The 24,013-nt window shown below is 64.2% G+C and carries 13 protein-coding genes; 3 read left to right on the top strand and 10 right to left on the bottom strand.

What is annotated here, in order from left to right:
* Positions 1-271: 271 nt before the first annotated feature.
* A complete protein-coding gene (locus tag AC0L2P_RS29800; protein ID WP_473506544.1) occupies positions 272-958 on the bottom strand; it encodes a D-lyxose/D-mannose family sugar isomerase in 687 nt (228 codons plus the stop codon).
* A 146-nt stretch (positions 959-1,104) separates the two neighbouring features.
* Between AC0L2P_RS29800 and AC0L2P_RS29795 the strand changes: the two genes are divergently transcribed.
* The gene (locus AC0L2P_RS29795) at positions 1,105-2,163 is read left to right on the top strand and encodes a D-TA family PLP-dependent enzyme (protein ID WP_473506542.1); all 1,059 of its coding nucleotides are present in this window, start codon (positions 1,105-1,107) and stop codon (positions 2,161-2,163) included.
* Between the two features lie 109 nt (positions 2,164-2,272).
* Here the strand turns inward: AC0L2P_RS29795 and AC0L2P_RS29790 are convergent, their stop codons facing one another.
* The 9 genes from AC0L2P_RS29790 to hutI form a co-directional block, all read right to left on the bottom strand.
* Positions 2,273-3,118 (bottom strand): class I SAM-dependent methyltransferase, encoded by an 846-nt coding sequence (locus AC0L2P_RS29790; RefSeq protein ID WP_473506540.1) that lies wholly within the window; start codon positions 3,116-3,118, stop codon positions 2,273-2,275.
* A gap of 206 nt (positions 3,119-3,324) precedes the next feature.
* The gene (locus tag AC0L2P_RS29785; RefSeq protein WP_473506538.1) at positions 3,325-4,077 is read right to left on the bottom strand and encodes a heme ABC transporter permease; all 753 of its coding nucleotides are present in this window, start codon (positions 4,075-4,077) and stop codon (positions 3,325-3,327) included.
* Between the two features lie 259 nt (positions 4,078-4,336).
* The gene (locus AC0L2P_RS29780; RefSeq protein ID WP_473506536.1) at positions 4,337-6,106 is read right to left on the bottom strand and encodes a glucan ABC transporter ATP-binding protein/ permease; all 1,770 of its coding nucleotides are present in this window, start codon (positions 6,104-6,106) and stop codon (positions 4,337-4,339) included.
* A 364-nt stretch (positions 6,107-6,470) separates the two neighbouring features.
* On the bottom strand, positions 6,471-15,041 hold the full coding sequence (locus AC0L2P_RS29775; protein WP_473506534.1) for a glycoside hydrolase family 94 protein: 8,571 nt from the start codon (positions 15,039-15,041) through the stop codon (positions 6,471-6,473).
* 267 nt (positions 15,042-15,308) lie between these two features.
* Positions 15,309-15,896, bottom strand: a complete 588-nt coding sequence (locus AC0L2P_RS29770) for a HutD/Ves family protein (RefSeq protein WP_473506532.1) — start codon at positions 15,894-15,896, stop codon at positions 15,309-15,311.
* An 8-nt stretch (positions 15,897-15,904) separates the two neighbouring features.
* A complete protein-coding gene (gene hutU, locus AC0L2P_RS29765; RefSeq protein WP_473506530.1) occupies positions 15,905-17,575 on the bottom strand; it encodes a urocanate hydratase in 1,671 nt (556 codons plus the stop codon).
* A 32-nt stretch (positions 17,576-17,607) separates the two neighbouring features.
* Positions 17,608-18,426 carry an N-formylglutamate deformylase gene (hutG, locus tag AC0L2P_RS29760; protein WP_473506528.1) on the bottom strand — a complete coding sequence of 273 codons (819 nt, stop codon included), beginning with the start codon at positions 18,424-18,426 and terminating at the stop codon, positions 17,608-17,610.
* A gap of 445 nt (positions 18,427-18,871) precedes the next feature.
* The gene (gene hutH, locus AC0L2P_RS29755) at positions 18,872-20,407 is read right to left on the bottom strand and encodes a histidine ammonia-lyase (RefSeq protein ID WP_473506526.1); all 1,536 of its coding nucleotides are present in this window, start codon (positions 20,405-20,407) and stop codon (positions 18,872-18,874) included.
* A complete protein-coding gene (gene hutI, locus AC0L2P_RS29750; protein WP_473506524.1) occupies positions 20,404-21,639 on the bottom strand; it encodes an imidazolonepropionase in 1,236 nt (411 codons plus the stop codon). Before hutI ends, hutH begins: the two co-directional genes overlap by 4 nt.
* Positions 21,640-21,737: 98 nt before the next feature.
* Here hutI and AC0L2P_RS29745 point away from each other — a divergent pair, with 98 nt between their 5' ends.
* Together AC0L2P_RS29745 and hutC are read left to right on the top strand one after the other, a co-directional pair.
* Positions 21,738-23,090 carry a formimidoylglutamate deiminase gene (locus tag AC0L2P_RS29745; protein ID WP_473506522.1) on the top strand — a complete coding sequence of 451 codons (1,353 nt, stop codon included), beginning with the start codon at positions 21,738-21,740 and terminating at the stop codon, positions 23,088-23,090.
* A complete protein-coding gene (hutC, locus tag AC0L2P_RS29740) occupies positions 23,087-23,848 on the top strand; it encodes a histidine utilization repressor (RefSeq protein ID WP_473506520.1) in 762 nt (253 codons plus the stop codon). Before AC0L2P_RS29745 ends, hutC begins: the two co-directional genes overlap by 4 nt.
* The last annotated feature ends 165 nt before the right edge of the window (positions 23,849-24,013 follow it).

Raw genomic sequence — 24,013 nt, 5'->3', positions numbered from 1 at the left:
GCCGAACAGGCGCGGCTGGCGGCAAGTATAAAAACGTCGGTGCTGCCCCTCATCCGCCTGCCGGCACCTTCTCCCCGTATAGTGACGGGGAGAAGGGGAGATGCCGCGGCGCGAGCGGCTATTCCGCAACGCTGTCAATTAGCGAAACCGTTTGCGATGTCGCCTTTCTCCCCGTCACTATACGGGGAGAAATGCCCGGCAGGGCAATGAGGGGCGACGCCGACGAACCTGATGAGCCCCTGTCAGGAGGCCGGTTCAAATGCCCGGTGCCCTACCCCACCCACTTCTCATAATCGGACACCAGCAGGTGCAGCGGTGCTGTGTCCTCATCGATGTCCGCGAAGCGGCCGATCGGGTCGCGGAAAACATTGTCGGTGAGATCGTCGTTGACGGTCGAGACCTCGCCGATCAGTACGTCCTTGCCTTCGGCCCAGAAGGCATGCCAGACGCCCGGCAGCAGCGTCACGCTCTGGCCCGGGTCGAGCTTTAAGAGCCCACCCGCAGGCAGCCTGTGGATGGTTCCATCGACGGGCACCGATACTTCGGCCTTCGGATCGATGCCGCCATCGCGATCGTGCATGAACAACTCCAGCACCAGTTTGCCGCCGCCACGGTTGATGATGTCCTCGGCCTTGATGTTGTGGCGATGCATCGGCGACAGCTGATCCTTGCGCGAGATCATGATCTTCTCGGCATAGAGCATGCCCATGCCCTTCTTCATGTCTTCGTAGCGGCCGTTGCGGACAGTGAACAGGAACAGGCCGAGCTCGTCGAATTTCTCCTGGCCGTAATCGGTGATGTCCCAGCCGAGCCGCGAGGAAAAGATCGCCGACGAATCCTGCCGGTGTGCCTTCATCTCCTCAGGGCTCCAGTAAGCGAAGGGCGGCATGATGTAGCCGAACGAGCGGATGAAGGCGCCGGCGTCGCGGATGACATTGTTGATGGCGGAGCGTTTCATGATCGTGCTTCCTTCCCGTCGCGTTCCAAGCGCTAACCGCAATAGCCGAACGCCAATCCGGTGTCGATGCAAACTGCGGCCGCTGGCCTCATGACATGCGGTCCGATCAGGGCCATAAGGTCAACCAATTTTCCGATGGTGAGACAATGCGCAGCATAGACGACCTCGATACGCCGGCGATCTTGATCGATGCAGGCCGCGCCGAAGCCAATATCGCGCGGGCGCAGGCCCATGCCGACCGACACGGGCTGAAGCTGAGGCCGCACATCAAGACCCACAAGCTGCCCTACTGGGCAAAGAAACAGGTCGCGGCGGGCGCCATCGGCATCACCTGCCAGAAGATCGGCGAGGCCGAGGTCATGGCCGATGCCGGCCTGACCGACATCTTTCTGCCCTACAATATCCTCGGCCGGGCCAAGCTGGAGCGCCTCAGGGCGCTGCACGGCCGCGTAACCCTGTCGGTGACAACCGACAGCATGGACACGCTGATGGGACTTGCCGCCACCTTTACCGATCCGGGCCACCGCCTGCCGGTGCTGGTCGAATGCGACACCGGCATGGGCCGCTGCGGTGTGCAGTCGGCCGGCGAGGCAGCGGCGCTGGCCAAAGCGATCGACAAGGTCGGGGGGCTCGTCTTCGGCGGCTTGATGACCTACCCGGGGGCAGGCCGCGCCGCCGAGACCGAGGCGTGGCTTGCCGATGCGCAGCAAGCGCTTGTCGCATCCGGCCTTGCCTGCGAGCGTATCTCCAGCGGCGGCACGCCCGACATGTGGCGTTCCGGCGAGCATAGCGTCATTACCGAATACCGCCCCGGCACCTACATCTATCTCGACCGCTACCAGGTCGCCAAAGGCGTCGGCAGCCTCGACGATTGCGCGCTGACGGTGCTGTCGACGGTGGTCAGCCACCCGACCCCGACGCGGGCCATTCTCGACGCCGGCAGCAAGGCTCTCTCCAGCGACACGCTGGGGCTCGCCGATTTTGGCGAGCTGCTGGGCATTTCAGCCGCAAGGGTGACCAGCCTCAGCGAAGAGCACGGCAACGTCACGCTTTCGGGCGGAGCAGAACTTCGCATCGGCGAACGCGTGCGCGTCGTACCCGACCATTGCTGCGTCGTCACCAATCTGTTCGACGAGGTGCATCTGATCGAAGGCGAGAAGGTGCTGGACACACTGCCGGTCAAGGCGCGAGGACGGATGGGGTGAACCAGCCGGAGCACAGGAAGAAAGTTCGAACGCAGGCGAATCGCTCAAGCTGCCAATGGAAAGACGAGGTGCCGCTGCTTGCCCAATAGGGGTTAGCCGCGGAGTAGGCTTAGTGCTTCGACACGATACCCAAGCTGAGTACCCACATTTCGCGATAGCAGAAGTCGGGGTCGGAGCTCAGGCGCTCCGGCGCTTCGCCGATCGCCTTCCATCGCTGATGATCCGCTTCTGGCAAGTCGCACGTTTGGGCAAGCCCGGACAAGAATTCGAGATTGTTGCGGATGTATTCGCGCTCCACCGGTCTGAGTGGCTGACGGCGCTCCGCTAGTGTCGTGATGGCAGAGACATTCTCAAGGCCAGCCGCTCGCAACCAGGCTGACACGCGAGTTCCCCTCATGGCGCCGGACATCTGTGTGTCATCAGATAGCGCGCCGAGCAGACGCCATATCAATTTAGGGTCCTCAGGCTGATACTGCCAAACCGAGATATCGACCTCCTTCACAGCAACAAGCCCGCCCGGTTTTACGACGCGGCAGAACTCCTCCATTGCTTGGGTCAGCTCTTCGTCATTCAAATACTGGATGACGTTCGCGCTCCACACCGCATCGAATGTTCCCGTCTCATACGGCAGCGCGGTGATATCGCCGGTTCGCGCGCTTATCGGGCAGGAAAACCGCTGGCTAGCAATCAAGGCCTCGATTGCCTCAACGTGTTCCCGTGCCAGATCCAGAGCCTCGACACGTCCTCCGACGCCCAGCAACTCGGTCATTAAAGGCAGGAAGACCCCATTTCCTGCACCGGCGTCAAGCACTGACCAGCCGGATCGGATGCCGACGGCACGAAGCGTGGCATCATACTCGTCCTTTAGCGCCAAGTAATGAACGTCAAGATGTCCGCCGGCGCTGAGCTTATGCCCAGCCGATGTACTTTGTGCAGAATCTGAGGCGTTGTTCATTTTTGTCTGCCGGGTCCTGGGTTCGAACGAGGGCATTCACCGCTATGGCCTGGCGGGTTGGCCTGCCTTGCGCCTGGCCATTTCATGCATCCGCTTCACAGTTCGTATCGCTATATGAATGCGGCGAGAAAACAGGATCGTCAACGGCGATCCGAACGATCCGGATCAACCGTCGTTGGAGAGAACCCCGAGGAACTCGACGAAGATCAGCTAGCCTGCCTCGCGGCAACCCGGCGCATCGAAATGACGCGGCGGCGCCAGATCTCGGTGCGCATCGCCATCAGGTGCAGCGCGAAGAACAGCACTGTGAAGCCGAGTGCCATCATCAGCAACGGCCACAACAGGCTCGGATCGATGGTCGGCCCGCCGAGCCGGAACACCGAAGCCGGCTGATGCAGCGTGTTCCACCAATCGACCGAGAATTTGATGATCGGAATGTTGATGAAGCCGACCAGGGTGATGATTGCCGCGGCCCAGGCGGCGCGCCCGGCATCGTCGAGCGCGCGGGTCAAGGCGATAATGCCGAGATACATCAGGAACAGGATGAAGACCGAGGTCAGCCTCGCGTCCCACACCCACCAGGTGCCCCACATCGGCTTGCCCCAAATCGAACCGGTGATCAGTGCAAGGGCGGTGAAGACGGCGCCGATGGGTGCCGCCGATTTCAGCGCCACGTCGGCCAGCGGATGGCGCCAGACCAGGGTGCCAAGCGCCGAGACCGCCATCAGCGTGTAGCACATCATGGCAAGCCAGGCGAAAGGTACGTGGATATACATGATGCGCACGGTGATGCCCTGCTGGAAATCCTCAGGCGCCGTAAAGCTCATATAGAGACCGACAGCGAGGATGATGGCGGCCACGCTCGCCAACCACGGCACGACCTTGTCGGCCAGCTCGACGAACCGCGTCGGGTTGGCAAGCTCCATCCAGCCGGAGAGGCGTGAAGTCGTGTCGCTCATGCGGCTTTACATAGACCGCCGGCGGAGTTGCGGCAACCACAGCGGCGCGCCTTCCCTTCTCCCCCTTGCGGGAGAAGATGGATCGGCGCGTAGCGCCGAGCCGGATGAGGGGTGCTGGACGGAGTGAGGCGCCAATGATCCTATCGCCGTGCGCCGAAGTCTGGATTTTCGATGAAGATTTGTGCCAAGCTGGAGCACCCCCCGACCTCGCTTCGCGAGGCCACCTTCTCCCACAGGGGGAGAAGGCAAGGCGCGCTGCTCAGGCGGCTTCGTTCACCGGACGGCTGAGGCGGCGGACCTCCTCGTCGTTGAGCAGGCCGCCGGCGCGCAGCAGACTGGCGAAGCGGCCGTTGCGCAGCGACAGTTCGGTGAACCCGCCCATCTCGACCACCCGGCCCTTGTCCATGAACACGACCAGATCGGCGTCGCGAACGGTGGTCAGGCGGTGGGCGATGATGAAGGTGGTGCGGCCGCGCCGCAGCTCGTCGATGGCGTCCTTGACGCGGTCTTCCGTCTCGACGTCGAGCGCGCTGGTCGCTTCGTCGAGAACCAGGATGGGTGCGTCCTTCAGCACGGCGCGGGCGATCGCGATGCGCTGGCGCTCGCCACCGGACAGCTGTCCGCCGCGTTCGCCGACGACCGTGTCATAGCCCTCGCTCTTCGACAGGATGAAATCCTGCGCGGCGGCGGCATTGGCCGCGGCATGGACCTCGTCATAGGTCGCCTCCGCACGGCCGACGCGGATGTTGTCCTCAATCGAGCGGTTGAGCAGGCCGGCATCCTGGAACACGGTGGCGATCGAATGGCGCAGCGATTTGCGGGTCACCGTGCGGGTGTCGATGCCGTCGATCAGAATACGGCCGCTGGACGGGGTAAAGACGCGCTGCAGAAGGTTGATGAGCGTCGTCTTGCCGGCGCCCGTCGGGCCGACGATGGCGACGGTCTGGCCGGCCTGGACCTCGAACGACGCGTCGTCGACGCCCTGCCCGGAATTGCCGAACTCGAAGCAGACATTCTCGAAACGCACATGACCGGTGACGTTGACGAGCTCGCGCAGCCCGTCTGGCTCGGCGGCATCGGAAGCGGAGTCCTCAAGATGGTAGAATTCCTCGAGCTTGGCGCGCGCTTCGGAAATCTGGTTGGCGAAGGCCGACATCTGGTCGAGCCGGGCAATCAGCAGCGTGGCAAAGCCAGTAAAGGCGATGACGTCGCCGATGCGCAACTGGCCATGCGTCACCAGATAGGCGCCAATCAAGAGCACCACCATCATCGAAATCGTCGACGACAGGCGGTGCAGCGCGTTGGCCATCGCCCACCAGTCGAGCACCGGATTCTGTGCATCGAGCAGGTTCTTGACGTAGCGCTTCAGCGCCTCGGTCTCATGGCCGATGCGGTTGTAGCTCTGCAGGACGGCGACGTTGCTGACCGAGTCGGTCACATGCGCAAATACCTTGTGGTAGTGCCGCTCCACGGCCGCCTGGCCTTCCTTGGTGCGCCGCATCACCAGCCGCCCGATGCCGACATAGAGCCCGCCAAGCGCCAGCAGCACCATCGACATGCGGATATCCATGCTGAGCGCGGTGGGCACCAGCAGGACCAGCGCGACCGCGGTCGACAGATGCTGCCGCATGAATTCGAGCCAGAGGCTGAACAAGGTCTCGACGGCGCGCAGGAGCGTGTGGAGGGAATTGGAGGTGCCGCGCTGATGATGCCAGGCAAGCGGCATGGTGATCACGCGCTCGAACGACTGGCAAAGAACCTCGCTACGCCGCTGGTGGGCAAAGCGATCGGCGCCGCGGGCTACCAGAACGAAAGCGATGATGTTGAACGCGCCGAGGCCGGCCCACATTGCGAGCGTCGAAAATACCGAGCCGCGGTCCGAAATGGCATCGATCACCCGGCCGAACATGATCGGCTCGAGAATGGCGATAATGGCAAGCGCGACATTCGCCCCGCAGATAAACGCAACGCGTTTCCTGTCGGCAGCGAGATAACCGAGCGCTCGCCAGTAGATTTGCAGAAGTGACACTTCAGCTACTCCGCCAATTATTTTATGGTGCAGTGCGTCATTTTTTGACTCGTATCGGTTGACGCGTCGCAAAACAATGCTCGTCTACCTCTTCCGTTCCCATTCCGCGAACAAAAGATGACGACGCTTCGAAATTTGCCGTGATCGTCTAACAGTTTGAGATAAAAGGTGAAATGTCAGCGTTGCGGCAAAATCGTGGCAGCTGGAAAGCACTGCTACAATTTTAGTCAGCAGGACCCTGGGCACAACGTCCAAAGTCGGGTGCAGGCATTCAGCAAGCTCAAACGCAAATATAACCGGTAAAGTGACTTGGAACGCCTTGCGCTCCCTGGGGAACCGCAAGGGACACTCCAAACCCCTGAATCTAGGCCGGTATTCTGACGATCACCTCGGCATTGTCTCCGGCTTTTGGCTCGAAGGACGAAGATTTGGTCTTCGTGCCATTCACTTCAAGTGAGATGGCCCGGGCCTTTTTGTCGCGGACGACGCGTACCTTGATCTCGGCGCCCAGCATCTTCAGGGTTGCCGAATAGCCGTCCCAATGGCTGGGAAGTCGCGGAGTGAACTGGAGGCGTTGTCCGCGGCGCTCTATGCCGAGAATGCTCTCGACCGCGGCGCGATAAAGCCAGCCCGCCGACCCGGTATACCAGGTCCAGCCGCCGCGGCCGCCTTTGTCTTGCCCTGAATAAACGTCGGCCGCGACGACGTAAGGTTCCACCCGGTAACGTTCTGCCGCGGCTTCATCGAGCGCATGGTTGACCGGGTTTAGCATCGAAAAGCAACGGTAGGCATCGTCGGTGCGACCCATCTCGGCGAGCGCAATGACGAACCATGTCGCGGCGTGCGTGTATTGGCCGCCGTTTTCACGGACCCCCGGCGGATAGCTCTTGATGTAGCCCGGGTCCTTTTCCGTCTTCGAGAAGGGCGGGGTGAACAGTTTTACGATCTTGAGCTCGTCGTCGACGAGCGCTTTCATCGCCTGCCCCATTGCCGTCGTCGACCGCGCCGGGTCGCCCTCGCCCGAAAGCACGCTCCAGGACTGGGCGATCGAGTCGATCTTGCACTCGTCCGAATTGCGCGAGCCGAGCGGCGTGCCGTCGTCGAAGCTGCCGCGCCGATACCACTCGCCATCCCAGGCGGTGCTTTCCAGCGCCCGCTTCAGCACCTCGGCGTGCGTCGTCCAGGCCTGCACGCGCTTGGCATCGCGCTCCGCTTTGGCGACAGCGGCAAAGTCGCCCAGCGTCTTCAGGAGGAACCAGCCCAACCATACGCTCTCGCCCTTGCCGTGCTCGCCGACGCGGTTCATGCCGTCGTTCCAGTCGCCGCCGAGGATCAGCGGCAGCCCGGCTGGACTGCTACGTTTGACGGCAAGATCGAGCGCCCGCGCGCAATGGTCATAGAGCGAGGCCGTCTTCTTCGAGATTTCCGGGACGAAGAAGGCATCGTGCTCGCCTTCGCCCAGCGCCTGCCCTTCGATGAAGGGCAGTTGCTCCTTCAGGATCGCGGTGTCGCCGGTCACCAGCATGTAGCGCGCGGTAGCGTGGGCGAGCCAGACCACGTCGTCCGAGATCATGGTGCGGACGCCGGCCTCGGTGCGCGGCAGCCACCAATGCTGCACGTCGCCTTCGGGGAATTGCCGCCGCGCCGCGTTGAGGATCTGATCGCGCGCCAGCTTGGGGTCATGCGCCAGCAAGGCCAGGGTGTCCTGCAACTGATCGCGGAAGCCGAAGGCACCGCTCGCCTGATAGAACGCAGAGCGGGCACGGATGCGGCAGGCCAGGCTCTGATAGGGCAGCCAGTGATTGACCATGGCGTCGAGTGCCTTGTCCGGCGTCTCGACCTGGATGGTGTCGAGAAAGCCGCGCCATGTGCGTTCGTTGTCGGCCAGCCGCTGATCGAAATCCCTGGAGCGATGGGTCTGCACCAGCGCGGTGGCCTCCTCGGGCGAGGCCGCGTCGCCGAGCAGCCAGAGCAGCGTGACGTCGCCACCGGCAGCGATGTCGATGTCGCGTGCGATGGCCGCGCAGGGATCGTCGCCGGCCTCGACACGGCCCGACAGTCCGGCGCCGTTCAGCACCGCATGCGGAAACTCGCTCGTGCCTTGCCTGCCGATGAACTCGCCGCGGTCGGCGGTGACCGAATGCACCGCCCCGTCGGCGGCCAGAAAGGCGATCCGCTCGCCGAAATCGAGCCCATAGGGATTTTGCGCCAGCAATGCGCCGGTTGCGGCATCCCGGGACGGAACGATGCTTGCAGCGGTGCGCGAGCGATGGCCGCCAAGAACCCATTCCGCATAGGCGTAGACGCGCAGCCGCATCGGCACCGAACCCGAATTCTGTATGCGCAGCCGCGAAATCTTCACCGGATCGACGGGATCGACGACATGGGTCAGGTCCATCGACAGCGGCCCGCGTTTTGAGCGGAACGTCGAAAAACCCTGCCCGTGCCAGGTTTCGTAGGTCATTGCCGGGTCACGCACCAAGGCAGCCATTGGCGAGAACGCCCTGCCACTGGTATGATCGTAGATATAGATGCCCTCGCCCGGCCGGTTGGTGACCGGATCGTTCGACCATGGCGTCAACTGATAGTCGCGGCTGTTGCGGCTCCAGGTGAAGGCAGCGCCTTCAGCCGATATGTGGAACCCGAACGATGGATTGGAGATCACGTTGATCCACGGCTGCGGCGTCGTGCGCCGGCCGGCAAGACGCACGACGTAGTGGCGTCCGCCGCCGTCGAAGCCGCCGAAACCGTTCCATTGGTCGAGCCCGCTGCCGTCGACGCGGCTCTCGATCAGTGGCTGGGCGGCCGACGCTTGCGCCGTCGGCACCGGCAAGGATGGCTCGCGAAGCGCTGCAAGCTCTGCCGGCTGAAGGGCGGCGTCCCGCGCCTGCAATGCCGCGGCCTCGGCGCGCTCGATCTGGTCGAAGATGGTGCCGTTGCGCGTATGCAGCACCACCCGAGCGACGGCGAGCAAGGTCCTGTAGGTCGTTTCCTCCATCAGATCGCGGCGCACCGCGAAGATGTGCTGGCGGGGTCCGAGCTCCTTGCCGCGTAACCGGCTGTTTTCGCACAGCGTCTCCACCGCACGCTGCAGGTCCTGCACGTAGGATGAGGCCTGTTCGTTGACGACGACAAAATCGATCATCATGCCACGGGCGCGCATGTATTCCTGGAAGCGAAGCGCCTGGGCGACGATCTCCAGATCGGCGACATCGGCGATCCTGACCAGGAAAATCGGAAAATCGCCGGATATGCTGGTCGGCCACAGGCTGGATTGCCTGCCGAGCCCGGAGACGATGGATTCGCCGGGAAGGCGCAGGAACGGATCGGGATAGATCAGGTAGCGAGCCAGGTTCTGCACATTGGCAGCGTCGGACAGGCTGAGACCAAGATGCCGGGTCTGCACCTGCGAGCGCGTCCAGGCGAGCATCGCCTGGCGGGCGAAGCTTTCGGGATGGTCGAGCCGTGCGATGGCGGCATCCAATTCGGCGCGATGGGTACCGACGACGGTCCAGAAGGTCAGCGAAATCTTCTTGTTGGCCGGCACGCGCACCTGCCGGCGAAGCGATGCAATCGGATCCAGGGTGAAGCCGGAATGGCCGCCAAGCTTGGCGCCGGGATCAAAGGCAGCCGCGTCGGTGATGGTGCGGCCGCGGCCGATGAAGGCGCGCCTGTCGGTTTCCGCCTCGGCGTCGCGCGCCGATCCAGACGGGTCGGTGACGAAATGCACCATGGTGACGTCGGGTTCGTCCTTTTCGCGCTTGCGCCTGGTGGCGAAGATCGCGCCGTTGTTCGGCGCGATCTCGGTTTCCACGAACATCTTCGAAAAGGCCGGATGGGCATTGTCCGAGGGCTCGGAGCCCAGCACCAGTTCGGCAAACGAGGTCACTTCGATATGCCGGTCGGCGGGGCCATCATTGTGGAGCGTCACCCGTCGGCCCTCACCATTGCCTTCCGAGATGACGATGCACTCGACTTCCGAGCGCAGCGATCCGATCGATTTGACGAAGCTCGCCTTATCGTCGGAAAACAGCGTCTGCGCCCGCTCGCCGGCGGCGCGCTTCGGCTCGGCGGTGGCCGACCACCAGTCGCCGTTGCTGGCGTCGCGCAGGAAAATATAGGAACCAAGACGGTCCTCGATCGGATCCGGCTGCCAGCGCGTGACGGCAAGTTCGCCCCAGCGGCTGTAGCCGGAGCCGGTGGCGGTGACCATGACCGAGTAGCGGCCATTGGACATGACACTGGTCGAGCGGAGCGCCCTGAGCGGATCGAGCACGATGCGCGTATCCGGGCTTTCCAGCTCGGTCTCGTCCTTCGAGCGCTCGTCGGCCTCGGTCCTGACGGTCGCGGTCGGGATATCGCGCGGCGCCCTTTCCTGCAGCAGCAATTCGGCTGACTCGATCACCGGATCGCTGTGGAAGCGGTCGCGCAGGCGCCCTTCGAAGATCGCATCGGCAACGGCGGCAATCGACATGCCGGAGTGGTGGGCCATGTAGTTGAGCACGACGGCGTGGTCGGTGCCTTCGGGGACGCGCTGCGGCGTGAAATCCACCGCGTCGTAAAAGCCGTGCCGGCCAAGTGCGCCCAGCCGCCGCAGCCTGGCCAGGTTCTGCACGGATTCATGCGGCGTGAACTGCGCTGCTAGCACCGTCGCGTATGGCGCGATCACCGTGTTTTGTCCAAGGCCGCGCTTCAGGCCGAGCCCGGGCACGCCGAAATTGGTGTACTGATAGGTCAGCTCGCGGTCGCGCGCGTTGTAGGCCGCTTCCGAAATCCCCCATGGAACGTTCTTCGACCGGCCATACTGGATCTGGCGCTTGATGATGAGCTTGCTGGTCTGGTTGAGAATGCTGCCTTGCGGCTCCTTCATCACCAGCGGCGGCATCAGATATTCGAACATTGAGCCGGACCAGGACATCAGTGCGCCCTGGAAGCCGATCTCGACGATCGGCCGGCCGAGCCGGAACCAGTGTTCGGTCGGCAAATCGCCCTTGGCGATTGCGAACAGGCTGGTCAGCCGCGCCTCGGAGGCCAAGAGGTCGTAGCAGCTTTCGTCGAGCTGATGCTCCTCGACCCGGTAACCGATCGACAGGAGCTTGCGTTCGGGCCGCATCAGGAACGAGAAGTCCATCTCGAAGGCGAAACGGCGCGTGCGCTCGCGCAAGGTCAGAAGCCTGGCCCGCAATGCCGCGACGGCGTTTTCGTCGCTGTGCGCGTCGTGTACATGCGCCTCGCAGGTGGCTTCGAGCCTGGCCGCCCAATCGGCGATGGTGTCGCTCTGGGTCGATGCGGCCTCGGTGTGGATGGCTGTCGCGAGCTTGCGTATCTCGCCGGCCAGGACGGCCAGGTTGATGGTGCGGATCGATGCCATCTCCGGCTGCGCCTTGATCAATTCCACCGCCCGCCGCATGCCGTCGAGACGGTCGGCGAGCCGCTGGCGCAAGGGCCGTAATTGACGCCGGTCGTCTGGCAGTTCCTCAAGGCTTTCGTCGAGGATGGTGACGGTGTCGAGGATGCCTTCGAAGTCGCCCTGCACATGCACCGACGGCGCTTCGGCCCATTCGGCACAGGCAGCGGCTACCGCCACCAGATGGCCGGCGAGATTGCCGCTGTCGACGGCCGAAATGTAAAGCGGGTAAAGCGGCTTCAACGTCGTGGTGTCGTACCAGTTGAAGAGATGGCCGCGGTCGCGCGGCATGCTCTCGATGGTCGACATGGTCGCGTCGATGCGCTTGACGGCGTCGGAGAGGCTGATCCAGCCGAAGTCACGTGCCGAAATCACCGACAGCAAGTAGACGCCGATGTTGGTTGGCGAGGTGCGGGGCGCCACCACGGGGGCCGGGCTTTCCTGGAAATTATCCGGCGGCAGATGGTGGTGCTCTGATGTCACGAAGGTCTCGAAATAGTGCCATGTACGCCGCGCCACGGTGCGCAGCGCGTGGATGTCGGCCGCCGAGATGCGCAGGCGGTCCTCGGTTTCGGCCGAGCGGCTAATCCAGCAGGCTATGGCGGGCGAGCCGATCCAGAACAAGGCAAAAAAGAAGGCGACGAAGGCGCCGGTGGAATCGGCCAGCACCGGAACGGCAAGGCCGACGACACCGATGATCACCGCGCCATACATCATGCTGTAATAGGAGCCGAGATCGTTGTCGCCGCCCTTGTGCGCCTGCGAGGCGGTGCGCCATTCGAGCAGGTTCTGGCGGCTGACGAACAGGCGGTAGAGCGTGCGGATGATCGCGTCGCCCATCATCCAGGCAAGGTGCGCCATCAGCACGATCTTCAGCGCCACCAGGGCGGTACCGAAGGCAACGTCGCGCGCCAATGCCGAGAAATGGCCGCGCGGCGTCTGATCGCCGCTCTTCGGCAGGATGGCATTGACGATATCGAAAGTGGGCGCCATGAACAGCGTAAGAATCAGCAGCGCCTGCCATTGCGCGGCCTGCGTAAAGGGCAGCAGCGTCCAGCCGGCGATCGCGGCCATCACCCAGAAGATCGGCGTCACCGAGCGGCGCAGATTGTCCACCATCTTCCAGCGCGACAGCGCCGGCACGCCTGAGCGTGGATTGAGGATGAAGCCCAGAAGCTGCCAGTCGCCGCGTGCCCAGCGATGGTGGCGCGACGCATCGACCGAATAGCGGGTGGGGTAGTCTTCGACCAGTTCGACGTCGGTAACCAGGGCAGCCCGCGCCAGTGCGCCTTCGAGCAGATCATGGCTGAGGATGGTGTTTTCCTCGATGCGGCCCTTCAGCGCCGCTTCGAAGGCGTCGACATGGTAGAGACCCTTGCCGGTGAAGGAACCGTCGCCGAAGATGTCCTGGTAGAGGTCCGACACGGCAAAGACGTACGGGTCGAGCCCGCGATTGGCGGAAAAGACACGCTGAAAGAACGACGCCTCGTCGCCACTGGTCAGCGACGCGGTGATGCGCGGCTGCAGGATGGAATAACCTGCCGTAACCTCGCGCCGTGCGACGTCGAAATGCGGACGGTTGAGCGGGTGGCAAAGCTTGCCGGCCAGCGCGGCGACCGCGTCGCGGGTGGTGCGGGTGTCGGCGTCCAGCGTCATCACGTGGACGACGCTCTCCGGCAACGGCACTTCCAACGGCAGGAAGGTGGTGTCGCTGTCGCAGCGCAACAGGAGGTTCAATTCGTGCAGCTTGCCGCGCTTGCGCTCCCAGCCCATCCAGACGTCTTGCGACGCGTTGTAGAGCCGGCGCCGATGCAGCAGATAAAAACGCGGCGCGCCTTCCGAGGGATAGCGGGCGTTCAGCCTGGCGATCTCGGCATGGGCGAATTCGAGGATTTCGACATCCGCCGTATCGATCTCGGTCTTCGAGTCCGGCCAGTCGGAAAGCAGCGCGAAATAGACCTCACCCGCCGCGTTGGCGAGGTGATGCACCTCGATGTTGCGGATGTTCTCCTCGACATCGTCGCGCGAGCCGATCAGCGACGGCACCACCACCAGCGTGCGCGCCTCGACCGGCACACCGTGCCTGAAATCATAGCCGATGAGACGCGTCGGCTTCAAAAACAGCGAGACGACGGTGTTGAAGAATGCGAGCGCGCCTTCGCTGGCCGGCACCGCGAACAGGGCCAGCATCAATACGATCGACGGCACCGACAGGCCGAGATTGGCAAGCGCATTGCCGGAAACCACCAGAAGCAGGACCGTCAGCGCAAACACCGGCACGACGATGCCCAGCCATCCGGTCTTGCGGAACGTCCGGTTGAGCGTCTTGCCGATGGTCGGCCGGTAGCCGATCGACCGCTCCAGTTCCATCCGGCGTGGGCCGACCAGAAAGAATCCGACGTCGGTGTGAGCGACGGGACCGGTTTCGGATCCCGGTGCATCGGCGGCATGGCCGGCGAGTTCGATCGCCCTCTCGGCAACGCGGAATTCGGAGAGATCGGAACGGCGTGCCAGCTCCTCGATGGCAGTCCGGTATTGGTCACGCGAAAAGAAATCGAGCGCCGCGAAATCGGTGCGTTCGCGCAGCAAGGTGTCGATGCGGCTGACGCCCTCGAACCACACCGTCCAGTCGATGTCGTTGATCAGGCGCAGGCCGCGAATGATGTTGCCGGTGGTCACATTGCCGCTGGACAGCGTGTGGTGCTCGCTGAGGATGATTTCCTCGGCGTCGGAGCCGGTCTTTTCAAGTTCGTCCTCAAGCCATTCCAGCGCCCTGCCGGCATTTTGCGAGCCGTCGCGCAGCCGGTAGAGCAATTGGGTGGCGAAGGTGGTGTCCTGCGCATGGGCACTGTAATGGGAAAGGATCGCCTGCCGGTCGGCGCTGTCGTCCGTCGCCAGCACACGGTCGGCGACATCGTTGGCGATCTGGCGCAACTCCCGCGTGCGATTGACGCGGACCGCGATGCGGCGAAGGTTCTCGATCAGGACGAAGCGCAGCAGCGACGGCAGCGCCCACAGTTCGCCGATCTTCAGCGGCTCGACGGACTGGAAGCCCTCGACGATCGCCTTGAACATGGCCGACGAGACGGAACTGTCGGAATGGGCGACATAGGTCCATGCGACCGCCAGCGCGCGCGGCACGCTGGATCCGTCCGACAGTTTCAGCGTCGGCAACTGGCGATAGAAGCGGCGCGGCAGGTCGCGCTTGACTTGGAAAATGGTCTCCTCGACCAGGTAATTGTTGTCGAGCAGCCACTGCGCCGCCGGCGTGATCGTCTCGCCCCTCGCCTGGGCAGCGTTGGTGGAACGGTAAACGTCGAGAATCTTCCTGGCACTGTCGCGGATGCGCGCCTGAAAATCGAAAGGCGTCAGACCGAACAGATCCTTGGCATCGCCATTGGCAAGGGCCGCACCCAACGCGCGCAGCCGATCTTCCGGCAGGAAATTGGAGCGTATCGGCTCGTCGGTGACAGCCGGGAAGCTGGCGCTCGTCTTTTCGATTTGTGCGAGATTGGTCTGGATATTCATCTAAGGTTCCGTGTTGGGGACGCAGTGCGGCGTCACCGCCACGGCAATGTCCCTAAAACCGGTCCAAATGCAATTGGTTGCATCGCAACACTTGGCCGAAAGTTTGTTTCCGCACCACGACAAGATGTCGTCTTTCGACAACTTCCAGGTGAGCACAACGAGCATCGTTTCGGCTTCTGATCGGCGGAAGATTCAGGCTTTTTCGTGATGCAGCGACCAGCTTACGCGATATTTGGCAGGCATCGCGATCATGTTTGGAGACAGGCGTTAATCGTTGCCGGCAATGCGGTCGATGCGGATCACGAACAGCATCGCCGGCCGGACGGGATGCAGACACAGTTCCGGCGCTTGCGGCCCGAGCAACAGCGCATCGAGCGGCCCAAGTTGCATGGGCGCTGTGCCGGCCACATTAAGCTCGCCGTCGACGCACAGGATGAGCGTTTCATCGGCTCCGGCCCGGATCTCCGTCGGAGCCGAAATCGGCAGGCGCTCGACCGTGTGGGTCGCCTGGGCGCGGCGGGTCATGACGTTGAGATCGGTGATCGGACCGGCGATCAGCGTCGCTTGCGTCGGCACGTCGGCTGGAAAGGCAAGCGGTGCGGAAGCCTTGGTGATTTCGGCCGGCGGCCGGCCAGCGATGTCGAGGACTATGCCTTCGCCTTCCAGCAAGGCCAAGGTCCGGTCGACGCCGGGAAAGCCGGAGAACGGTCCGCTGCTCTCGACGCGCGCCATCGAGACGCGCCAGTCGAAATCGTCGAGCCCCGCACCTGGCGGCGAGACGGCAATCTCCGTCGTCACGCCGCCACCGTTCTTCCACGGCATCGAGCGGTATTCGGCTGCGCGAAGGATGCGCAAGGCGCGGCTCAGCCCAAAATGCCGGGCAGGTTTAGCTGGTTCTCCCTGGCGCACTCAATGGCGATGTCGTAGCCGGCGTCGGCGTGACGCATGACGCCCGTCGCCGGGTCGTTCCACAGAACCCGCTCCAGGCGCTTGGCCGCCTCACGCGTGCCGTCGGCGACGATGACCATGCCGGCATGCTGCGAAAAGCCCATACCGACACCGCCGCCATGGTGCAGCGACACCCAGGTGGCGCCGGACGCGGTGTTGAGCAGGGCGTTGAGCAGCGGCCAGTCGGAGACGGCATCGGAGCCGTCTTTCATCGCTTCCGTCTCGCGGTTCGGCGAGGCGACCGAGCCGGAATCGAGGTGGTCGCGGCCGATGACCACCGGTGCCTTCAATTCGCCCGTGGCGACCATCTCGTTGAAGGCGAGGCCGAGCCGGTGGCGGTCGCCAAGGCCGACCCAGCAGATGCGGGCCGGCAGGCCCTGGAAGGCGATACGCTCGCGCGCCATGTCGAGCCAATTGTGCAGATGGGTATTACCAGGGGTCAGCTCGCGCACCTTGGCGTCGGTCTTGTAGATGTCCTCGGGATCGCCGGAAAGTGCTGCCCAGCGGAACGGGCCGATGCCGCGGCAAAACAGCGGACGGATATAGGCCGGCACGAAACCCGGGAAGGCAAAGGCATTCTCGAAGCCCTCCTCCTTTGCCACCTGGCGGATGTTGTTGCCGTAGTCGAGCGTCGGCACGCCGGCGTTCCAGAACGCCACCATGGCCTCAACATGCTCGCGCATCGACGCGCGGGCCGCCTTCTCGACCGCTTTCGGATCGCTGGTGCGCTTCTCGCGCCATTCGGCCAGCGACCAGCCCTTGGGCAGATAGCCGTTGAGCGGATCATGCGCCGAGGTCTGGTCGGTAACGATGTCGGGGCGCACGCCGCGCCGCACCAGTTCCGGCACGATGTCGGCGGTGTTGCCGACCAGGCCGACCGATTTCGCCTCACCGGCTTTGGTCCAGCGCTCGATCTTTTCCAGAGCCTCGTCGAGCGTGTCGGCGCGCTCGTCGACATAGCGGGTGCGCAACCGGAAATCGATGCGGTCGGGATCGCATTCGACGGCCAGGCAGCACGCGCCGGCCATCACCGCGGCGAGCGGCTGGGCGCCGCCCATGCCGCCGAGGCCGCCGGTCAGGATCCATTTGCCCCTGAGATTACCACCATAGTGCTGGCGACCGGCCTCGACGAAGGTCTCGTAGGTGCCCTGCACGATGCCTTGCGTGCCGATGTAGATCCACGAGCCGGCCGTCATCTGGCCGTACATCATCAGGCCCTTTCTATCGAGCTCGTTGAACTTCTCCCATGTCGCCCAGTGCGGCACCAGGTTCGAGTTGGCGATCAGCACGCGCGGGGCGTCCAGATGGGTGCGGAACACGCCGACCGGCTTGCCCGATTGCACCAGCAGCGTTTCGTCGTCGCCAAGCGTCTTCAGCGAGGCAACGATGCGGTCGAAATCGTTCCAGGTGCGCGCCGCCCGGCCGATGCCGCCATAGACGACCAGTTCGTTGGGGTTTTCAGCGACGTCCGGGTCGAGATTGTTCATCAGCATGCGCAACGCCGCTTCCGTCAGCCAGGTGCGGGCGTTGAGCTCGCTGCCGCGCGGGCTGCGCACTTCACGGACGTTGTGGCGAGGATCGGTCATGATTGTCCCTTTCGAATGAGGTGCACCGCGCGTCAGCGTTCGGTCCAGGCGATCGCGGTTTCCAGGATCTTTCTCAGCGTGACGCGGATCGGCGCCGCGAATTCGGCGTCGTAAGGCACCGGCCAGTTATCCGGTTCGCCCTTGCCTTCGGGCTCGCGCATGTAGCCGCGGTTGGAGAGCTCCATCTGCAGCGCGTGAACGCCGGCCTGCGGCTGACCGAAATGGCGCGTGATCCAGCCGCCCTTGAAGCGGCCGTTGACGACGCAGCTCTCGCCGGTTTCGGCGAGGATCTGCGTGACTTTCTTCTGCAGCGCCCGATCGGCGCTCTTGCCATCATTGGTGCCGAGATTGAAGACCGGCAATTTGCCTTCGAAAAGGCGCGGCAGCACCGAGCGGATCGAATGGCAGTCATAGACGACGATCTTCCCATGCAAAGCGCGCAGCCTGTCGAGCTCGGCCTGCAGGGCGGCATGATAGGGCACGAAGAATTTTTCGCGGCGTTCGTCGATCTCAGACGGCCCCGGCTCTTCGCCCTCACGGTAGAGCGGATCGCCGTCAAAGGTCTCGGTCGGGCAGAGACCGGTCGTCGTCTGGCCGGGATAGAGCGAAACGCCGGACGGATCGCGGTTGACGTCGATGACGGTGCGCGAGATCGCCGTATGCACGACCGTCGCGCCGAGGTCTTCTGCGAAGTCATAGAGCTTGTCGATCCACCAGTCGGCGTCACGGCGGCCAAGCCAAGGCGACACCAGCCGGTTGTCGAGGCCAGCGAGATCGATGCCGGTATGCGGGATCGAGACCAGCAAGGGTGCTGTGCCTTGGGTGACGGTGAGCCAGGAGGGTGAGCTCATTGAAGGTCCTCCGACGTTGGAGCTCTACGGCGCTCTCCCTCTCCTGGGGGGAGATTGGCAGCTGGGGCGCCTCGTGCAGTCCTGCAACGTTGGAGATTGGCGAAAGCCTTGACGCCAGCCAATCTCCCCCCTCGTGGGGGAGATGTCCGGCAGGACAGAGGGGGGCGCGACAGAACGCAACCTTGCGATCGTCTTTGAGCAGCGACCTCGGTTGTTTCCGGTTGCGACGTATTTTGTTCTTGCTTTGTGCCGGCAGCTATGCTACTAATTCGAATATGGTGCTGATTCGGCCCAACGACCCGCCCTCGAGGCGGGTTTTTTGTTGCCGGGCTGAGGTTGGCGGGACAGCGCCCCCCTCTGTCCTGCCGGACATCTCCCCCACGAGGGGGGAGATTGGCTGTCGTCGACGGTTTCGCCAACGTCCGACCTGTCATGGCGAGCGGGCTCACGACGTCACCCCCGGCAGCCTTACCGCGCTTGCCGCATCCACCGCCGCGCCGCTGCGTACCATGGCGACGGCCTTCTCCATGTCGGGGTGGAAATGCCGGTCGTTGTCGAGATGCGGCACCTCTGCCCTGACCAGCCGGCGCACCGCCTCCAGTGCCGCGCTCGAGGCCAGCGGTGCGTGGAAATCGCAGCCTTGTGCGGCGGCCAGCAATTCGATGCCGATGACGGCGGTCGCATTCTCGACCATGCCGATCAGCCGGCGCGCGCCATGCGCCGCCATCGAGACGTGGTCTTCCTGGTTGGCCGAGGTCGGGATTGAATCGACGCTGGCCGGATAGGCTTTTTGCTTGTTTTCAGAAACCAGTGCTGCCGCCGTTACCTGAGGGATCATGAAACCGGAATTCAAACCCGGCTTGGGCGTCAGAAAGGCCGGCATGCCCGACAGCGCGGGGTCGACCAGCATGGCGATGCGCCGCTCCGACAGCGAGCCGATCTCGCAGACGGCGAGCGCGATCATGTCGGCGGCGAAAGCCACCGGCTCGGCGTGGAAATTGCCGCCCGAAAGTGCGGAGTCGTCCTCGGCAAAGATCAGCGGATTGTCGGTGACGCCGTTGGCCTCGGTACCGAGCGTGTCGGCGGCCTTGCGGAGCACGTCGAGCGCTGCGCCCATCACCTGCGGCTGGCAGCGCAGGCAGTATGGATCCTGCACACGCTCGTCGCCGACGCGGTGCGATTCACGGATGGCGCTGCCGGCCATCAAATTGCGCAACGCCTCGGCCGTCTCGATCTGGCCGCGATGTTTCCTGAGCAGTTGGATGCGTGGATCGAACGGAGCGTCGGAGCCCTTGGCGGCATCGGTCGACAGCGCGCCGGCGACCAGCGCCGACTGGAAGAGCACTTCCGCCTCGAACAAAGCAGCCAGGGCATAGGCGGTCGAAAACTGCGTGCCGTTGAGCAGCGCCAGGCCTTCCTTGGCGCCCAATGTCACCGGCTCCAGGCCGTGCGAAACGAAGGCGACCTTGGCGGGAAAGCGGCCATGCGGGGTAAAGCACTCGCCGACGCCGATCATCACGGCGGTCATGTGCGACAGCGGCGCAAGGTCGCCGGAAGCGCCGACCGAGCCTTGCGCCGGCACCACGGGGATAACGTCGTTGGCCAGCATCGCCTCGAGCAGTTCGATGGTCCGCGGCCGCACGCCGGAGGCGCCCTGTGCCAGGCTGGCCAGCTTCAGCGCCATCATCAGGCGGCAAATTGCGACTGGTATCGGCTCGCCGACGCCGGCGGCATGAGACAGCACTATGTTTCGCTGCAGCGTCTCGAGGTCGGCGGCGGGGATGCGAACGCTGGCCAGCTTGCCGAAGCCGGTGTTGATGCCATAGACCGGCTCGCCCTTGGCAACGATCCTGGCGACAGCCTCGGCGCTGGCCTTGATCTTCGGCCGGCAGGCATCGTCGAGTCTCAGTGCGGCGCCGCGATAGATAGCGCGCCAATCGGCCCGCGTGGCATTGCCTGGCCTTAGCTTGAGTTCGGTCATTGTCCCCTCCAGATGCGGGCATGCAGCGGGTTGAAGCCCATACGGTAGACGAGTTCGGCCGGGCGCTCGACATTCCAGATCGCCAGATCGGCGGATTTTCCGGCCTCCAGCGTACCGGTCTGTCCAAGCAGCCCGAGCGCGCGGGCAGCCTCGCGGGTGACGCCGGCAAGGCATTCATCGACGGTCAGCCCAAACAATGTCGCCGCCATGTTCATGGTCAGAAGCAGCGAGGTCAGCGGCGATGTGCCAGGATTGTTATCTGTGGCAACGGCCATCCTGACGCCATGCTGGCGAAAGAGCGCGATCGGCGGCTTCTTGGTCTCGCGGATGAAGTAGTAGGCGCCGGGCAGGATGGTCGCCACGGTTTCGGCCTTGGCCATCGCCGCCGCACCGGCCTCGTCGGTGTATTCGAGGTGGTCGGCCGATAGCGCACCGTAGCGCGCCGCAAGTTCGGCGCCGTGCAGATTGGACAGCTGGTCCGCATGGAGCTTGACCGGCAGGCCCGCCGCCTTGGCGGCATCGAACACGCGGGCGATCTGCTCGGGCCAAAAGGCGATGCCTTCGCAAAAACCGTCGACGGCATCGGCCAGGCCCTCGGCAGCGACGGCCGGCAAGATCCCGTTGGCGACAAGATCGATAAAGGCGTCCTTGTCACCTTTTGCTTCGGGCGGCAGCGCATGAGCGCCGAGGAAAGTGGTCCTGACCGTCACCGGCCGCTCACCGCCCAACCGTCGCGCGGCGCGCAGCGACTTCTTCTCGTTTTCGAGGTCGAGACCGTAGCCGGATTTGATCTCGACGGTTGTGACACCTTCGGCGATCAGCGCATCGAGGCGCGGCAGCGACTGGGCGACCAGCTCGACCTCGCTCGCGGCGCGCAATGCCTTGACCGAGGAAACGATGCCGCCGCCGGCCTTGGCGACCTCCTCATAGGTGGCGCCGGCCAGCCGCAACTCGAATTCATTGGCACGGTTACCGGCATGGACAAGATGGGTGTGGCAGTCGATCAGGCCGGGCGTGATCCAGCGGCCTTCGCAGTCGGTCGCCTCGGCCCCTTTTCTAAGTGCTGCCGGCATGTCGGCTTCCGGCCCGGCATAGACGATCCGGCCGTTGTGCACGGCGATTTCGCCGTGCTCGACGACGCCTGACCCGGGGCTGCTTTCGGCCATGGTCGCGAGGCGCGCATTGCGCCAGAGGTGAAGCTCCCCTGCCCCGCTTTTGCTCTCTGCAGCCATTATCTTTTCCGTTTCAATAGGAGACGATTATGTATATACATATGAAAAGGCACTGCAAGCGCTATCATCGCACGGCAGACCGGGATTTGGAGAAAAACGTGACAGCAATCTTTGCGGAACAGGCACTTCTGCCCGACGGCTGGCACAGCAATGTGCGGATCCTAATCTCCGACGGCAAGATCGCAACGGCCGAGGCGAATACCTCGCCCCTGCCTGGCGACGAGCGCCATGTCATCCTCTTGCCCGGCATGCCGAACCTGCACAGCCATGCCTTCCAGCGCGGCATGGCCGGCCTTGCCGAATTGCGCGGCCCTTCCGCCGACAGTTTCTGGAGCTGGCGCGAGGTGATGTACCGCTTCGCGCTGGCGATGACGCCGGACCAGGTCGAGGCGGTCGCGGCCCAGCTCTATGTCGAGATGCTGGAGGCCGGGTTCTCGCGCGTCGGCGAGTTTCACTATCTCCACCACGACCGTGACGGCCGGCCCTATGCCAATATCGCGGAGATGGCGGAGCGCATCATTGCAGCAGCCGCCGAGACAGGCATCGGGCTGACTTTGCTGCCGGTGTTCTACGCGCATTCCTCTTTCGGCGGCGCTGCGCCAAATGAAGGCCAGCGGCGGTTCATCAACGATGTGAAGCAGTCGTCGCGGCTTGTTGAGAAATGCCGCAAAGCCATTCGCGCGCTGAATCGAGGCGTCGTCGGCGTCGCCCCGCACAGCCTGCGCGCCGTGACACCGGAGGAACTCGCCACGGTCACAACGCTTGCGCCGGAGGGGCCGATCCACATCCACGTCGCCGAGCAGATAAAGGAGGTGGAGGACTGCCTTGCCTGGTCCGGGGCGCGGCCGGTCGAATGGCTGCTTGCCAACGCCAAGGTCGACCAGCGCTGGTGCCTGATCCACGCCACCCACATGAGCGAAACCGAGACGGTGCAAATGGCGAAAAGCGGCGCCGTTGCCGGGCTCTGCCCGATCACTGAGGCCAATCTCGGCGACGGCACCTTTGCCGCGCCGCTGTTCATGCAGCATGGCGGCCGCTTCGGCATCGGCTCGGATTCCAACGTACTGATCGGCCTGCCGGACGAGTTGCGGCAACTCGAATATTCGCAGCGCCTCGCCCACCGCGCCCGCAACGTCATGGCGGTCGCCGGCGGCTCGACCGGCCGCGCTTTGTTCGATGCGGCGCTCGAGGGTGGCAGTGCCGCGCTGGGCGCCGGCCGCTCGCGGATCGCTGCTGGTATCTCGGCCGATTTCGTCTCGCTCGACGGCAAGCGTCCGTCGCTGGCCGGCAAGACGGGCGATGCAATCCTCGACGCCTGGATTTTTGCCAACGGCACCAAGGTCGATTGCGTCTGGGTACACGGCAAGAAACTGGTCAGCGGCGGCAGGCATGCCAGGCGCGATGCTATCGCCGAGCGGTTCCGCAAGGTGATGACGGCGCTTTCGGCATGAGCCTGATCGGGACAATAAGCGCGGATTCTGGAAGCGCGGAAGGCAGCGAGGTTCTTTCGCTGCACCAGCGCATCCTGTCGGACATCAGCGAGCGGATCCTGTCAGGCGCCTGGGCGCCCGGCCACCGCATTCCGTTCGAGCATGAACTGACGGCCGAGTACAATTGCTCGCGCATGACGGTGAACAAGGCGCTGTCGCAGCTGGCCAAGGCCGGGCTGATCGAGCGCCGGCGTCGTTCGGGCAGTTTTGTCCGCCGGCCGCAATCGCAGGCGGCGGTTCTGGAAATCCACGACATCCGCATCGAGGTCGAGGCGCTTGGCCTGCTCTATCGCTATGAGCGCATGGCGCGAAACAGAAGGCGCAGCAGCGCCGACGACCGCGCCCTGCTGGAACTCGACGTCGCCGGGCCGGTGCTGGCGCTGGAGTGCCAGCATTTCGCCGGCAACCGGCCGTTCGCCCACGAGCAGCGGCTGATCAACCTGGCTGCCGTGCCGGAAGCCGCGGAAGAGGCGTTTTTCGACACCGCACCCGGTCCGTGGCTGATCGGCCGCGTGCCGTGGAGTGCGGCGGAGCATCGCATTCGCGCGGTTGCCGCCGAAAAGCACATCGCGGCGGCACTCGACATCGCGACCGGCGCGCCGTGCCTGGTGATCGAGCGGCGGACATGGAGCGCCGAGCACCCCGTCACCCATGTCCGGTTCACCTACGCGGCAGAGAACCACACGCTGGTGGCACGGTTCACGCCGTCGCAGGGGTAAACCCTCCCTCTCGAGGGGAGGGTCGCGGAGCAAATTGCCGCATGGCGGCATTATGTGACGCGGGGTGGGGTCGGTGCAGCCTCGCCGGGGGCCCCCCCCCCCCCCCGGGGCGGGGGGGGGGGGGGGAGGGGGCGCCCCCCCCCCCCCCGGGGGGGGGGGGGGGGG

It is taken from the genome of Mesorhizobium sp. WSM4836, from assembly GCF_055811815.1.
Note: the sequence above shows the minus strand (reverse complement) of the source record. Positions and strands in the feature narration are given on the sequence as shown.

What these genes read in the sequence shown, in the direction of transcription:
- AC0L2P_RS29800 (WP_473506544.1), bottom strand. Translation starts at nt 958, where the DNA reads ATGAAACGCTCCGCCATCAACAATGTCATCCGCGACGCCGGCGCCTTC.
- AC0L2P_RS29795 (WP_473506542.1), top strand. Translation starts at nt 1,105, where the DNA reads ATGCGCAGCATAGACGACCTCGATACGCCGGCGATCTTGATCGATGCA.
- AC0L2P_RS29790 (WP_473506540.1), bottom strand. Translation starts at nt 3,118, where the DNA reads ATGAACAACGCCTCAGATTCTGCACAAAGTACATCGGCTGGGCATAAG.
- AC0L2P_RS29785 (WP_473506538.1), bottom strand. Translation starts at nt 4,077, where the DNA reads ATGAGCGACACGACTTCACGCCTCTCCGGCTGGATGGAGCTTGCCAAC.
- AC0L2P_RS29775 (WP_473506534.1), bottom strand. Translation starts at nt 15,041, where the DNA reads ATGAATATCCAGACCAATCTCGCACAAATCGAAAAGACGAGCGCCAGC.
- hutU (WP_473506530.1), bottom strand. Translation starts at nt 17,575, where the DNA reads ATGACCGATCCTCGCCACAACGTCCGTGAAGTGCGCAGCCCGCGCGGC.
- hutG (WP_473506528.1), bottom strand. Translation starts at nt 18,426, where the DNA reads ATGAGCTCACCCTCCTGGCTCACCGTCACCCAAGGCACAGCACCCTTG.
- hutH (WP_473506526.1), bottom strand. Translation starts at nt 20,407, where the DNA reads ATGACCGAACTCAAGCTAAGGCCAGGCAATGCCACGCGGGCCGATTGG.
- hutI (WP_473506524.1), bottom strand. Translation starts at nt 21,639, where the DNA reads ATGGCTGCAGAGAGCAAAAGCGGGGCAGGGGAGCTTCACCTCTGGCGC.
- hutC (WP_473506520.1), top strand. Translation starts at nt 23,087, where the DNA reads ATGAGCCTGATCGGGACAATAAGCGCGGATTCTGGAAGCGCGGAAGGC.